We start from the raw sequence: 14,237 nt of genomic DNA on the forward strand, positions 1-14,237 counted from the left end.
TATCGTCCAGCGAATTTTTTTAGCGCGTTTATAAGACAGGATCGAAAATGAAAAAGAGCACACTGGCATTAGTGGTAATGGGCGTTGTGGCTTCCGCATCTGTACACGCAGCCGAAGTTTATAATAAAAACGGTAATAAACTGGACGTATACGGCAAAGTTAAAGCAATGCACTACATCAGCGATGATGACACTAAAGATGGTGACCAGACTTACGTCCGTTTCGGTTTTAAAGGCGAAACACAGATTAACGATCAGCTGACAGGCTATGGCCGTTGGGAAGCTGAATTTGCCGGTAACAAAGCAGAAAGCGACTCTACACAGAAAACGCGTCTGGCGTTTGCTGGTCTGAAACTGAAAGACATTGGCTCTCTGGATTACGGTCGTAACCTGGGTGCGCTGTACGACGTTGAAGCCTGGACCGATATGTTCCCTGAGTTCGGCGGTGACTCTTCAGCCCAGACTGATAACTTCATGACCAAACGTGCGAGCGGTCTTGCCACCTACCGTAACACCGACTTCTTCGGTGCGGTTGATGGCCTGGATATGACCCTGCAGTATCAGGGCAAAAACGAAAACCGCGACGTCAAAAAACAGAACGGTGACGGTTTCGGTACCTCTCTGACCTATGACTTCGGTGGCAGCGACTTCGCCGTCAGCGGTGCTTACACCAACTCTGACCGTACTAACGCACAAAACCTGCTGACGCGCGGCGAAGGTAAAAAAGCAGAAGCATGGGCAACCGGTCTGAAATATGACGCTAACGATATTTACCTGGCAGCGATGTACTCTGAAACCCGCAATATGACCCCAATTTCGGGTGGTTTTGCGAATAAGGCTCAGAACTTTGAAGTTGTTGCACAATACCAGTTCGATTTCGGTCTGCGCCCGTCCCTGGGTTATGTCCAGTCTAAAGGCAAGGATATCGAAGGTGTGGGTGACGAAGATCTGGTGAAATACATCGACGTGGGCGCGACCTATTATTTCAATAAAAATATGTCCGCGTTTGTTGATTATAAAATCAACCAGATTGATGACGACAATAAACTGGGCGTGAGCAGCGATGACATCGTTGCTCTGGGTATGACCTACCAGTTCTGATATTGTTGAAATAAAAAATCCCGGCGCAGATGCCGGGATTTTTTTTGCCTGGAGGGGGTCGGGTTTACTGCCCTCACCCCATCCCTCGCGAAGAGAGAGGGAGAAATATCGCGATTACGCCGTCAGCTTAACCGCTTCGCTGGAAAAGTTATCCGCGGGTTCAAGCTTCAGATCCAGGGTGGCCAGCAGTGCTCTTGCCTTTTCGAGGTACTCTTTCAAAGTATGCTCCAGGCGGTCAATCACTTCCTGGTCTTTGATTGGGGCTGTTTGCCAGTAGCCGTCTTTATTAAACAGGCCGAACTGGTAGCTATACGTAAAACGTTTTTCTTCCGCTTCCATTTCCATCCACCAGCCCCAGAATTCACGTTTTTCGGGTGCAGGCTTCACGTTGACGCATACAGCCAGGCAGTCGAAAAAAAAGCGATTTTCTTCACACTGCTCTTCTCGAATATACGGGCCGAGAGCCATAAACTTCTTGATCAGTCTACTTTTCGGGTGTCCACTCGGTAACGTCATTGCGATCTCCTTTTGTGAAGCCACTGTTTTACCAAACCAGCAAAATTTAGCAATCTATTAACACAATCTCTGCGCGATCCAGCGTGTGATCTCTCTCAATGCTTTGTCAAAATTCTGGTACACCGGGCTGAACGGTACCTCAAGCAATTTGCCATCCGCAGATGACGAAGTGATTAAGCGTGACTCCTCTTCGGGACTGAAGGGATCGTTTTTCCAGTACCCTGACATCATAGGCGTAGGGCAACGCCGTCCCAGCAACCCCTGCGTTTTTAGCGAGTAACGATTGAGTTCAACGCGCAGCGCTTCGTCTGATGCATCATGCATGCCAAGGCGGCTGGCCAGCACATCAAGGTACATTTCCGGCACGCGGCCCTGCCGGGTCGGATCGCTGAGCAGAGCGTGCACCACCGGACCGAGACAGGCGACGGCCTTCAGGCGTGAAGCTTCAAGGTAAGCCAGACGCACGGCGACGTTGGCGCCAAAGCGGAAGCCAAATGCAGCAACACGCGTGTGGTCAACCCATGGAATGTTTTCCAGCGCTTTTAGTGCATGCTGGTGCAGAAGACTCGAGTCCTGAGTCAGTTTCCATTTGGATGAAAAGCCAATTGAGGGCATATCCAGCGTCAGCATCGCGATCCCTTTTGGTGCGAAGTAACGCTCATACAGGCTGTAATAGTCGATTTGCAGTGAATCCAGCCCGCCGCACATCAGAACGGTCGGGAACGGGCCGTCGCCTTCTGGCATATGCAGGAACCCGGTGACGGGCGCGCCACCCGGGATGGTAAACTCCAGCTCGCGCATCCGGCCCGGCAAGCGTTGAGCGGCCTCTTCGTAGGCGCGATTCGCCAGCGCCTGAGCCTGCTCGGCCAGCTCATCACCTTTCAAATGCGGGTATGCGGCAATAGCATAGAGGTTGGCTGCATGCAGCCAGTGTTTGCCGCTGAGCGTGGCGTCCTCTTCCTGGCTGGCTTTTTGCTGCCAGAGCATCGCCTGTTTAGACCATTCGTAGATCCAGTTTCCCCCGCGATAACCCACGACCGTATCGTAGAGTTCACTGTCGGTGCGCTCGGCTTCGCTCATCACGATACGCGCCTGCACATCAAGGATTTCACGGGGATCAATACCGCGCCAGATCCACATCAGACGGTTAATCATGCGGTACCAGTGGGGCACGTTTTTACCGTCTAATGCAGACTGGACGGCAGGCATGGTCCCCGGATTAAACCGGCGCACCAGCGTCGACGTTTCAGGATGTTTGAAACGGGGTTTGAAGAGAGTCTCGGTGAGATTCGCCTGCGTCATTACGTTGCCTCCATGAATACGTCATATAGAGACCATTGTAACGCGCGTCAGACTAAAAAAAACAACGCCCGGTATCACCGGGCGTTAAATAAATGCGTAAGAGAATTAACGACCAGAGATTGGCGGTACGAATACCACGCCCATATCCCATGGCTGTTCAATCCAGGTATCCTGAGGGATATCAATCACGTAATCGTCAACCAGCGGACGGCCTGCTGGCTTCGCGAAGATGGTGACGAAGTGGGCTTTTGGATACATTTCGCGGATAGCCACCGCGGTACCGCCGGTATCAACCAGGTCGTCGATAACGATGAAGCCTTCACCGTCGCCTTCCGCACGTTTCAGCACGGTCAGCTCACGCTGGTTGTCATGGTCATAGCTGGAGATGCATACGGTATCGACATGACGAATACCCAGCTCACGTGCCAGCAGCGCCCCCGGTACCAGACCGCCACGGCTGACGGCAATAATGCCTTTCCACTGTTCGGAAGGCATCAGACGCGCAGCCAGTTTGCGTGCGTGAATCTGCAACATGTCCCAGGTGACGACGTATTTTTCGCTCATGTGAAGTGTCCCAGCCTGTTTGTATACGGCTTAAAAAGTGTTCGAGGGGGAAATAGGTTGCGCGAGATTATAGAGATCTGACGCACTAAAAACCAGTGTTTAGCGCCCGGAGCCTGAGTTTTTACATGCTTTATGCTACCAGCCACCGGAGAAAGTGGTATTCTCAGTTGCATCTCGCAAGCCTGTCTTGTGGTAACTATTAACCTGCTAACCCTGTGACCTGCAACTCGCTTTGCAGGGCATCGACAAGGAGACTTATCGTGTCTGAACTGTCTCAATTATCTCCACAGCCACTGTGGGATATTTTTGCCAAAATCTGTTCCATTCCCCACCCTTCCTACCATGAAGAACAGCTTGCCGAACATATTATGGGCTGGGCGAAGGAAAAAGGTCTGCATGCTGAACGCGACCAGGTTGGCAATATTCTGATCCGCAAACCGGCGACCGCAGGCATGGAAAACCGTAAACCGGTTGTGCTGCAGGCGCACCTGGACATGGTTCCACAGAAAAACAACGACACCGTTCACGACTTCACCAAAGACCCTATCCAGCCTTACATCGATGGCGACTGGGTGAAAGCGCGCGGCACGACCCTTGGTGCAGATAACGGCATTGGTATGGCGTCTGCTCTGGCGGTCCTGGCGGACGACAGCGTTGAACACGGTCCGCTGGAAGTGCTGCTGACCATGACGGAAGAAGCAGGCATGGACGGCGCGTTCGGTCTGCAGGCGAACTGGCTGCAGGCGGACATTCTGATCAACACCGACTCTGAAGAAGAGGGTGAGATCTACATGGGCTGCGCCGGCGGGATTGATTTCATCACGACCCTGCCACTGTCCCGCGAAGCGATCCCTGCTGGTTTCCAGACCTTCAAGCTGACGCTGAAAGGGCTGAAAGGCGGCCACTCCGGTGGTGATATTCACCTGGGTCTGGGCAACGCCAACAAACTGCTGGCACGCTTCCTGGCTGGCCACGCGGCTGAGCTGGATCTGCGTCTGGTGGATTTCAACGGCGGCACATTGCGCAATGCCATTCCGCGTGAAGCCTTCACGACCGTGGCAGTACCCGCTGCAAAAGCCGACGAGCTGAAAAAGCTTTCCAGCGTGTATCTGGATATCCTGAAAAACGAACTGTCAGCGAAAGAGAAGAACCTGACCGTGGTGCTCGAGTCCGTGACTACCGACAAAGCGGCGCTGACCTCCCCGTCTCGTGACGCCTTCGTTCAGCTGCTGAACGCGACGCCAAACGGCGTGATTCGTAATTCAGACGTCGCGAAAGGCGTGGTTGAAACCTCCCTGAACGTGGGCGTGGTCACCATGAGTGATGACAGCGCGGAGATCATCTGCCTGATCCGCTCGCTTATCGACAGCGGTAAAGAGTATGTGGTGAGCATGCTGGAGTCTCTGGGTAAACTGGCGGGTGCGCACACCTCCGCAAAAGGTAGCTACCCAGGCTGGCAGCCGGATGCAAGTTCCCCGGTGATGGCGCTGGTGCGTGAAACTTACCAGCGTCTGTTCAACAGTACCCCGAACATTCAGGTGATCCACGCCGGTCTGGAGTGTGGTCTGTTCAAGAAACCGTATCCGAACATGGACATGGTGTCTATCGGGCCAACCATTACCGGTCCGCACTCGCCGGATGAGCAGGTTCATATTGAAAGCGTCGGTCATTACTGGACTCTGCTGACTGAACTGCTGAAAGCGATCCCTGCTAAGTAATTCGCCGTATGATGCCCGGTAGCACGTTGCCTGCCGGGCTGACAAATCCGTCAGCTATAACCCCAATACCAGCTGCCGCTCCAGTTGCGGGTCCAGCAGCGTTACGTGTAACCCCACCAGCCTCACTCCCCGCCCTGCCCGTCGTTCTTCCCAGGCTTTTCTCGCAGTGGCGATAAGATCGTCTTTATTCAGTCGCGGCCAGACATGCTCCTGCGTCGTCTGCTGGAAATCATTAAACTTCAGCTTAACGCCCTGACGGGCAATCAGCAGATCGGGTTTTACTTTCGCTAACCGCCGCTCCAGTTCGGGATAAAGTTGGTCAGTGATAATGACTTCACACTCGGACCAGTCATGGATGTCTTCCATCAGCGTGCGTTCAACCCCGACCGATTTACGCAGCCGCTCACTGCTCACGCTGCGCTCATCAATTCCCTGACTGCGCTCCCACAGCACGCGACCAAACTTACCGAAACGCTTGAGCAGCATGGCCAGATCGCTTCGCTGTACATCTTCACAGGTCCGTAATCCCATACTTTCCAGCTTTGCAGCAGACACTTTCCCCACGCCGGGGATTTTGCCGAGCGGCAGCGTTTTTAAAAACGCCGGAACCTCTTCCGGAGTGATGACGTACTGACCATCGGGTTTATTCAAATCAGACGCTATTTTGGCGAGAAATTTCACCGGTGCGACGCCCGCGGAAGCGGTCAGATTTAGCTCGTTGAAGATAGTCCGGCGGATCTCCTGCGCCATTAACGTTGCGGAGCCGTGGCAGTGCAGGCTGTCAGTGACATCCAGGTAGGCTTCGTCCAGTGACAGAGGTTCAATCAGCGAGGTATAGCGAGAGAAGATCTCGCGGATATGCAGGGAGGCTTCTTTGTAGGCTTCAAATCGGCCGGGCAACAGTGTGAGATGAGGGCACAGCTTTAGCGCCATGGCAGTTGGCATAGCGCTGCGCACGCCAAATTTACGCGCAGGGTAGTTGGCGGTACTGATCACACCGCGCTGGACACGGCTACCGCCAATCGCAATAGGTATATCCCGCAGCGCCGGATTGTCACGCATCTCCACTGCGGCAAAAAAGCAGTCCATATCGACATGGATTATTTTGCGCATAGTAAGCCCTCACTCATCACTGGATAAGTATACAGTAAAGAAATGAGAGTTGAGAAGTGTGTTTCCCCTCTCCTCCTGGAAGAGGGAAAACACCGGATTCACTACAGGATCCGCCGGGCCTCACGCGCCATGCGTTTTTTACGGGCGTCGCAGGGTTCGGGGCAGTCGCACACTTTTTCCATCCCGAGCGCGGAGATACCACCACAGCTGCCCTGAATGCTTTTACGCTTTATGATCCAGCCCAGAGACATGCCGAGTACAACAAGCAAAAAAACCGCGAAAGTTGCCAGAAACGTCAGCATCATCACCCCCCGAAGTCATCCAGCAGGATGTTCTCATCTTCCACACCCAGACCTTTTAGCATCTTAATGACTGCAGCGTTCATCACTGGCGGCCCACACATGTAAAATTCGCAATCCTCTGGCGCAGGATGCTGCTTGAGGTAGTTTTCATAAAGCACGTTGTGGATGAACCCCGTGTGGCCGGTCCAGTTATCTTCCGGTTGCGGATCGGAGAGGGCCACATGGAAGGTGAAGTTTGGGTTTTCACGCGCCAGTTGCTCAAACTCATCATCATAGAACATCTCTCGCAGCGAGCGTGCCCCGTACCAGAAGCTGATTTTGCGCTTGCTCCCGAGGCGCTTGAGCTGGTCAAAAATGTGCGAACGCATCGGTGCCATGCCCGCGCCACCACCGATAAAGACCATTTCAGCCTCGGTCTCTTTAGCAAAGAACTCGCCAAACGGACCGGAGATGGTCACCTTATCTCCCGGTTTCAGGGACCAGATATACGACGACATGACGCCCGGGGGTGCATCAGGCACATTCGGCGGCGGCGTGGCGATACGCACGTTGAGCATAATGAGGCCCTTCTCGTCCGGGTAGTTGGCCATTGAGTAGGCGCGAAGCGTCGGTTCTTTAACGTCAGACACAAAACGGAAAAGATTGAATTTGTCCCAGTCGGCACGGTACTCATCCGGAACGTCGAAGTCCGCATACGCCACGGTGTGATCCGGGCACTCAATCTGGATGTATCCCCCTGCCCGGAACGGAACATCTTCCCCTTCCGGCACGCGCAGCTTCAGCTCTTTAATGAAAGTCGCTTTGTTATCGTTAGAGATAACTTCGCACTCCCATTTTTTGACCCCGAAGATCTCTTCCGGCAGCTCAATTTTCATGTCCTGGCGCACCGCGACCTGGCAGGCCAGACGGCAGCCCTCTTTCGCCTCACGCTTCGTGATATGCGCCAGCTCAGTGGGCAGAATATCCCCGCCCCCCTCTTTCACCGTGACGCGGCACTGACCGCAGGAGCCACCGCCACCGCAGGCCGAGGAGACAAAGATCCCGTTGCCGGAGAGCGTATTGAGCAGTTTATCCCCCGCCGGCGTGCGGATCTGGTTTTGCGGCTCACCGTTGATATCAATCACCACGTCGCCGGAATTCACCAGCTTCGCGCGTGCCGCCAGAATCAGCCCTGACAACACCAGTACAATCAGCGTGAACATCACCACGCCAAGAATAATTTCCATCTGTTAGCCCTTATAGCTGCACACCGGAGAAGGACATAAAGCCCAGCGCCATCAGTCCGGTGGTGATAAAGGTGATCCCTAAGCCACGTAAGCCCACAGGCACATTGGCATATTTCATTTTTTCGCGGATCCCCGCCATGGTGACGATAGCCAGCATCCAGCCGATGCCGGAGCCGAAACCATACACAACGGATTCACTGAAGTTGTAATCACGCTGAACCATAAACGAAACGCCACCAAAGATGGCGCAGTTCACCGCGATCAACGGCAGAAAAATCCCCAGCGCGTTGTATAGCGACGGAAAATACCTGTCGAGGATCATCTCCAGGATTTGTACCAGCGCCGCAATCACACCGATAAAGGTGATGAAGTTCAGGAAGCTGAGATCGACACCGTCTACCAGCGCACCGTCGCGCAGCACAAAGTTGTAGACCAGGTTGTTAATCGGTACAGATAAGCCGAGCACCACCGTGACCGCGACACCCAGACCAAATGCCGTCGATACCTTTTTGGAAACGGCAAGAAACGTACACATGCCCAGGAAAAACGCGAGTGCCATGTTTTCAACAAACACCGCGCGCACAAATAAACTCAGGTAATGAGCCATCGTCGGTTACTCCTTTTCCTGCTGTTCGGGCTTCAGGGTACGAATCAGCCAGATCAGCAAACCGATAATGAAAAATGCGCTTGGGGCCAGCAGGAAGAGTCCGTTTGGCAGATACCAGCCGCCGTTTTGTACCGTGTCCAGCACCGTGACGCCAAAGAGCTTACCGCTGCCGATCAGCTCGCGCAGGAACCCAACGGTCAGCAGGATAACGCCGTAACCGAGACCGTTACCGATCCCGTCCATAAAGCTCGCCAGCGGAGGCATTTTCATTGCATAAGCTTCGGCACGCCCCATTACGATGCAGTTGGTGATAATCAGGCCGACAAACACCGAGAGCTGTTTTGACGTTTCATACGCGAAAGCGCGCAGTAGCTGATCGACCACGATCACCAGCGACGCGATGATCGCCATCTGCACAATGATCCTCACGCTATTCGGGATGTGGTGGCGGATCATGGAGATAAACATGCTGGAAAATGCCGTCACCAGCGTGACCGCGACGGTCATGACCAGCGCGGTTTCCAGTTTTGTCGTGACCGCCAGCGCCGAACAGACGCCCAGCACCTGTAAGGTAATAGGGTTATTCGCCAGTAGCGGGCCAATGAGCACCTTTTTGACTTCTTTCAGTTCACCCGTATCAGCCATTGTTCAGCGCTCCTTCACGTACGTTTTTCAGGAAAGGACCAAAGCCCAGCTCGCCCATCCAGAAATCAAAACTGTGCTGCACCCCTTTTGACGTGAGCGTTGCCCCGGAAAGCCCATCTACGGCATATTCGTCACCTGGACGCGCAGCCCCTTTCATCACCTTCAGGGCAGGCAGGCCGTTATCATCGAGCACTTTCTTGCCGACAAACTGCGCGCGCCAGTTAGGGTTTTCAACCTCACCGCCGAGCCCCGGCGTTTCGCCCTGGTCATAATAGGTAATCCCTTTCACCGTGCGGCCATCCGTATCGAGTGCCACAAAGGCGTACATCATCGACCATAGCCCGTTGCCGTATATCGGCAGCACGACCTCCTGCACCCGCTTCTGCTCATCGCGCACAAGGTAAATTTCGGCGAGGTTACTGCGACGCTTGATGCCAGCGGGATCTTGCGATGCCTCCAGCGTCAGGCTCATCTGAGGGTCTTTCAGTGCCAGTGCCGGGTTAAATTTCGTCGGGTCTTTATCCAGCAACTGGCCGGTTTTTAAATCCACCAGACGCGCCGAAATGCGCTCCGCGAAGAGTTCAGCCACGTCGTCTGTACTCATCCCTTCCTGCATTAACCCGGCCACAGCCAGGATGTTGCGTTGTTTATCCAGCGCACGCTGCTCCTGTTGCCGTGGTTTTAACCCCACGGCAGAGCCAGCCACGACAATGGAACAGACCAGGCAAAGGACCAGCACCACCAGCAGCGTTTTGCCGATGCTGTCGTTATTCTTGCTTTCAGCCACGCGCTTTCCTCCGCTTAATGTTGGCGCGCACGACCAGATAGTCAAAGAGCGGCGCAAACAGATTGGCAAACAGAATGGCCAACATCATCCCTTCCGGATAAGCCGGGTTGACCACACGAATCAAGACACACATCGCACCAATGAGCACGCCATAGCTCCATTTACCTTTGTCGGTAAAGGACGCAGAGACAGGATCGGTGGCCATGAACATCATGCCGAAAGCGAACCCACCCAGCACCAGATGCCAGTACCAGGGCATGGAGAACATCGGGTTGGTGGCGGAACCGATGAAATTAAACATCGTGGCTGTTAACACCATGCCAATCATTACCCCTGCGACAATCCGCCACGACGCGACGCGTCCGAAGAGAATGATGGCGCCACCGAGTAAAATCATCAGCGTGGAAACTTCTCCAACAGAGCCGGGAATGTTGCCAATAAAGGCATCCAGCCAGGTTACGGGTTGACCCGTGGCGTTGTTAACCAGCGTTTCGCCCCCGTGCGCGGCCCACTGTGAAAGCGGCGTCGCACCCGAGAACCCATCCGCGGCCGTCCACACCAGGTCGCCCGAAATTTGCGCCGGATACGCAAAGAACAGGAAAGCTCGCCCGGCCAGCGCCGGGTTGAGGAAGTTGCGCCCGGTGCCACCGAAGATCTCCTTGGCAATCACCACGCCAAAACTGATCCCCAGTGCCGCCTGCCAGAGCGGCAGCGTCGGTGGAACAATCAGGGCAAACAGAATCGACGTCACGAAGAAGCCTTCGTTGATCTCATGTTTGCGAATGATGGCGAACAGCACTTCCCAGAAGCCCCCCACGATAAACACCGTGATGTAGATTGGCAGGAAGAATACGGCTCCCAGCGTCATCATGCTTATCCAGCCGGCATCGGCTGCAAAGCTGACGCCCAACGTCTGAGCCAGGCGGTAGTGCCAGTCCGACTGGATAACCTGAGCCAGCTGTGGGGCATCATATAAATGATGCAGCGCCGGAATGGTCTGCAGGCCAACGTTGTACATACCCCAGAACATGGCCGGGAAGACCGCAAACCAGACCAGAATCATCATTCGTTTGAGGTCGATAGCATCGCGAACGTGTGCCGCCCCTTTTGTGACCAGCCCCGGCGTGTAGAAAATGGTCGCCGTTGCTTCATACAGCGGGTAGTATTTCCTGAGCTTCCCGTGCGTAAAGTGCGGCTCTATTTTTTCAAAGAGGTGTTTTAAGCCCATCAGTTATCCTTCCTGCTCAATGCGGGTTAACACCTCGCGCAATACCGGTCCATATTCGTATTTTCCCGGACAGACATAGGTACAGAGCGCCAGATCTTCTTCGTCAAGCTCAAGGCACCCCAGCGCCTGGGCACTGTCGGTGTCGCCGGCCAGCAGATCGCGCAGCAGCAGAGTTGGCAGAATATCCAGCGGCATAACGCGCTCGTAGTTGCCAATCGGAACCATGGCGCGCTCTCCGCCGTGGGTGCTGGTCGAGAAATTAAAGAGTTTGCGACGCAGGAAGTGCCCAAGGGTGGTGCGGGTCACTGAATACTTCTCAGCGCCCGGCAGAACCCAGCCGAACAGCTCTTTCTCGCGACCTTCCAGAACCACACTGACCTGCAGGTGGAAGCGCCCAAGATACGCCTGCGCGCCAGCCGCATGACGGCCACTGAGCACCGAGCCAGAAATCAGGCGGTTTTCACCCTCTTTCGTTTCACCGGCAAGCAGTTCATTAATGTCCGCACCCAGCAGCGTTTTCACCAGGCGTGGATTTGCAGCCTGTGGCCCGCCGAGGGCGATCACCCGTTCAGCGCACAGTTCACCGGTGGTAAAGAGCTTACCAATGGCAATCACGTCCTGATAATTCAGATGCCAGACCTGTTTCGTCAGGCTCACCGGCTCCAGGAAGTGGATATGCGTTCCGACTAACCCCGCCGGGTGCGGGCCTGCAAACGCATTAAACGTAACTTGCCCTTGCGGATGGCCCCCGAGTTTGCCGCCGCCCGCCTGACAGACGTGGACCTTCCCCGAAGTCAGACGGGTTAACACGGTTAGCCCGGCATCAAACGCGTTACGCTGCGCCAGAATAATGGGCTCCGGGTCCGCGCTGAGCGGGTTGGTATCAATGGCGGTGACGAAAATAGCGGCCGGAAGCGTGTCCGGAACAGGCGATTTGCTGAAAGGTCGCGTGCGAAACGCCGTCCACAAGCCGGACGCCAGCAGTTGTGCCTGAACGGCTTCCCGGCTCAGGGCGGCGAGGTCTGCTGCGTCGAAACGGGAAAACTCACGTTGTTCGTCGCCTTCAATACGGATAACCACCGACTGCAGGACGCGACGTTCACCGCGATTGATTGCCACCACGGTACCGCTCGCGGGGGCCGTAAACATAACGCCAGGATTTTTTTTGTCCTCGAAGAGCGCCTGTCCTTTAATGACGCGATCGCCTTCCTGCACCAGCATTGAGGGACGCATTCCCAGGTAGTCATCGCCCAAAATGGCGACATGGCGGACACTTGCGCCAGGCGAAACGTGCGGCTCGGGCACGCCTGCAATCGGCAGATCAAGTCCTTTTCTGATTTTAAACATGTGGTTAGCAAGCTTCCATGAACTTCAATCCAGAGGGAGCGAAGTGTACCATTTTCGCTGTTTTTCGGGCACCAAAACCTCGGTTGCAGGCGCTAAAGTGCGAGGTATTACGCAAAGTTCCTGGAGCCAACGCGATTTTGATGGTTTATAAAGTAAAACTAATTTGTAAACTCACCGCCCGGCTCTTGCGAAAATCTATGGCGGTGCTAATGTGAGCGCACCTAACAGAATAATCTGATTTCGGGTCTCTTTTGCCGTCCTGGCAATTTGGTCTTAGTTTTATCAAGGAACTAGTAGTATGCGTAAAATCGCATTGTTCATTGCGATGCTCCTGATTCCGTGCGTATCGTTTGCCGGGCTGCTCAGCAGCAATAGCTCAACCACGCCGGTCAGCAAAGAATATAAACAGCAGTTAATGGGATCACCGGTTTATATTCAAATCTTCAAGGAAGAACGCACACTCGATCTGTTTGTAAAAATGGGCGAGACATATCAGCTGCTTGATAGTTACAAGATTTGTAACTACTCCGGTGGTCTGGGGCCAAAACAGCGTCAGGGCGATTTCAAAAGTCCGGAAGGGTTTTACAACGTTCAGCGTAGCCAGCTAAAACCTGACAGCCGCTTCTATAAAGCCATTAACATTGGCTTCCCGAACGCCTATGACCGTGCCCACGGTTATGAAGGCAAATACCTGATGATCCACGGTGCATGCGTGTCTATCGGCTGTTATGCGATGACCGATACCGGCATTGATGAGATTTTCCAGTTTGTCACCGGCGCACTGGTCTTTGGTCAGCCGAACGTTCAGGTCAGCATCTACCCGTTCCGCATGACCGATGCCAACATGGCGCGTCACAAGTACTCCTACTACGCGGATTTCTGGAAACAGCTGAAACCGGGTTACGACTACTTTGAGCAGACGCACAAGCCGCCGGTTGTCTCGGTTGTCGATGGCCGCTATGTGGTCAGCAAGCCGCTGAGCCACGAAGTCGTCCAGCCGCAGCTGGCATCAAACTACTCGGTCCCCGAGACAAAATAAGACCCACTCGCCTGGCATAATCTTTTGCCAGGTTTCGTTGCCCGTCAGCGGCTGGGTCGCGATCACTGTGACCACATCATTCGGTGTGGTCTCTCGTTGAAAATCAATTTCCACATCCTGATCGAGCAGCTTGGCGACGCCAAACGGCGCGCGGCGCGTGATCCAGAACAGATTGGTCGAACAGAACGCCATCACATAACGCCCGTCAGACAGCAGCATGTTGAACACGCCCTTCTCACGCAGTTCTGATGCCAGCGACGCAATGTATTTGAAGACGGCGGTCATGTTGCCGGGCGTGCGTGGATAACGCTGCGTCAGCTTGTGCAGCAGCCAGCAAAACGCTTTTTCGCTGTCGGTCTCACCGACCGGACGGAAATTGCCCGTCTCCAGCGACTTATAGCCGGAGAGCTGGCCATTGTGCGCGTAGGTCCAGTGACGGCCCCACAGCTCGCGGGTGAACGGGTGGGTATTTTCCAGCGCCACTTCCCCACGGTTTGCCTGACGGATGTGGGCAATCACCGAGCGGGACTTAATGGGATAGTCCTGCACCAGTCTGGCAATCGGGGAATTAAAGCTGGGCTGGGGATCTTTGAATGTGCGACATCCTTTGCCTTCGTAGAAGGTAATGCCCCAGCCGTCTTTATGCGGCCCGGTACCCCCGCCGCGCTGAACGAGCCCGGTGAAGCTAAAGCAGATATCGGTTGGCACATTGGCGCTCATCCCGAGCAATTCGCACATACATC

At 54.5% G+C, this 14,237-nt stretch carries 15 protein-coding genes; 3 read left to right on the top strand and 12 right to left on the bottom strand.

From position 1 onward, the window contains the following. Positions 1-47 precede the first annotated feature (47 nt). Positions 48-1,100, top strand: a complete 1,053-nt coding sequence (gene phoE / locus AM410_RS02505; RefSeq protein ID WP_014168769.1) for a phosphoporin PhoE — start codon at positions 48-50, stop codon at positions 1,098-1,100. 114 nt (positions 1,101-1,214) lie between these two features. On the opposite strand, the gene crl is transcribed toward phoE, so the two are convergent. From crl to gpt, 3 genes are all read right to left on the bottom strand, one after another. Further along, entirely contained in the window at positions 1,215-1,616 is a 402-nt protein-coding gene (crl, locus tag AM410_RS02510; RefSeq protein WP_020882784.1) for a sigma factor-binding protein Crl, read from the bottom strand. Positions 1,617-1,673: 57 nt separating this feature from the next. Next, the gene (gene frsA, locus AM410_RS02515) at positions 1,674-2,918 is read right to left on the bottom strand and encodes an esterase FrsA (RefSeq protein WP_073395559.1); all 1,245 of its coding nucleotides are present in this window, start codon (positions 2,916-2,918) and stop codon (positions 1,674-1,676) included. A gap of 105 nt (positions 2,919-3,023) precedes the next feature. Next, positions 3,024-3,482 (bottom strand): xanthine phosphoribosyltransferase, encoded by a 459-nt coding sequence (gene gpt, locus AM410_RS02520; protein WP_010427903.1) that lies wholly within the window; start codon positions 3,480-3,482, stop codon positions 3,024-3,026. Between the two features lie 260 nt (positions 3,483-3,742). On the opposite strand from gpt, the gene pepD reads away from it, so the two are divergent. Further along, positions 3,743-5,200: a cytosol nonspecific dipeptidase gene (gene pepD / locus AM410_RS02525; protein WP_032677472.1), complete on the top strand. Its 1,458-nt coding sequence runs from the start codon at positions 3,743-3,745 to the stop codon at positions 5,198-5,200. 54 nt (positions 5,201-5,254) lie between these two features. Here the strand turns inward: pepD and dinB are convergent, their stop codons facing one another. The 8 genes from dinB to AM410_RS02565 all read right to left on the bottom strand — a co-directional run bounded on the left by dinB (position 5,255) and on the right by AM410_RS02565 (position 12,455). Beyond that, on the bottom strand, positions 5,255-6,313 hold the full coding sequence (dinB, locus tag AM410_RS02530) for a DNA polymerase IV (protein ID WP_014168765.1): 1,059 nt from the start codon (positions 6,311-6,313) through the stop codon (positions 5,255-5,257). A gap of 101 nt (positions 6,314-6,414) precedes the next feature. Continuing rightward, complete coding sequence (gene nqrM / locus AM410_RS02535) at positions 6,415-6,618, bottom strand: (Na+)-NQR maturation NqrM (protein ID WP_020882787.1); 204 nt, start codon at positions 6,616-6,618, stop codon at positions 6,415-6,417. After that, complete coding sequence (nqrF, locus tag AM410_RS02540) at positions 6,618-7,841, bottom strand: NADH:ubiquinone reductase (Na(+)-transporting) subunit F (protein WP_108647479.1); 1,224 nt, start codon at positions 7,839-7,841, stop codon at positions 6,618-6,620. Before nqrF ends, nqrM begins: the two co-directional genes overlap by 1 nt. A gap of 10 nt (positions 7,842-7,851) precedes the next feature. After that, complete coding sequence (gene nqrE / locus AM410_RS02545) at positions 7,852-8,448, bottom strand: NADH:ubiquinone reductase (Na(+)-transporting) subunit E (RefSeq protein WP_073395557.1); 597 nt, start codon at positions 8,446-8,448, stop codon at positions 7,852-7,854. A 6-nt stretch (positions 8,449-8,454) separates the two neighbouring features. Beyond that, positions 8,455-9,093 carry an NADH:ubiquinone reductase (Na(+)-transporting) subunit D gene (locus tag AM410_RS02550; RefSeq protein WP_025205100.1) on the bottom strand — a complete coding sequence of 213 codons (639 nt, stop codon included), beginning with the start codon at positions 9,091-9,093 and terminating at the stop codon, positions 8,455-8,457. Continuing rightward, positions 9,086-9,880, bottom strand: a complete 795-nt coding sequence (locus AM410_RS02555; protein WP_073395556.1) for a Na(+)-translocating NADH-quinone reductase subunit C — start codon at positions 9,878-9,880, stop codon at positions 9,086-9,088. Before AM410_RS02555 ends, AM410_RS02550 begins: the two co-directional genes overlap by 8 nt. Beyond that, positions 9,873-11,108 (bottom strand): NADH:ubiquinone reductase (Na(+)-transporting) subunit B, encoded by a 1,236-nt coding sequence (locus tag AM410_RS02560; protein WP_020882790.1) that lies wholly within the window; start codon positions 11,106-11,108, stop codon positions 9,873-9,875. Before AM410_RS02560 ends, AM410_RS02555 begins: the two co-directional genes overlap by 8 nt. Positions 11,109-11,111: 3 nt before the next feature. After that, the gene (locus tag AM410_RS02565) at positions 11,112-12,455 is read right to left on the bottom strand and encodes a Na(+)-translocating NADH-quinone reductase subunit A (protein ID WP_073395555.1); all 1,344 of its coding nucleotides are present in this window, start codon (positions 12,453-12,455) and stop codon (positions 11,112-11,114) included. Between the two features lie 298 nt (positions 12,456-12,753). Here AM410_RS02565 and dpaA point away from each other — a divergent pair, with 298 nt between their 5' ends. Continuing rightward, a complete protein-coding gene (gene dpaA, locus AM410_RS02570; RefSeq protein WP_014168757.1) occupies positions 12,754-13,494 on the top strand; it encodes a peptidoglycan meso-diaminopimelic acid protein amidase in 741 nt (246 codons plus the stop codon). Here dpaA and AM410_RS02575 read toward each other — a convergent pair. Next, positions 13,465-14,232: a class II glutamine amidotransferase gene (locus AM410_RS02575; RefSeq protein WP_014168756.1), complete on the bottom strand. Its 768-nt coding sequence runs from the start codon at positions 14,230-14,232 to the stop codon at positions 13,465-13,467. The two genes, dpaA and AM410_RS02575, sit on opposite strands and share 30 nt — an antisense overlap. Between the last annotated feature and the right edge of the window lie 5 nt (positions 14,233-14,237).

This window comes from Enterobacter cloacae complex sp. FDA-CDC-AR_0164, assembly GCF_003071645.1.
Taxonomy (GTDB): domain Bacteria; phylum Pseudomonadota; class Gammaproteobacteria; order Enterobacterales; family Enterobacteriaceae; genus Enterobacter; species Enterobacter ludwigii.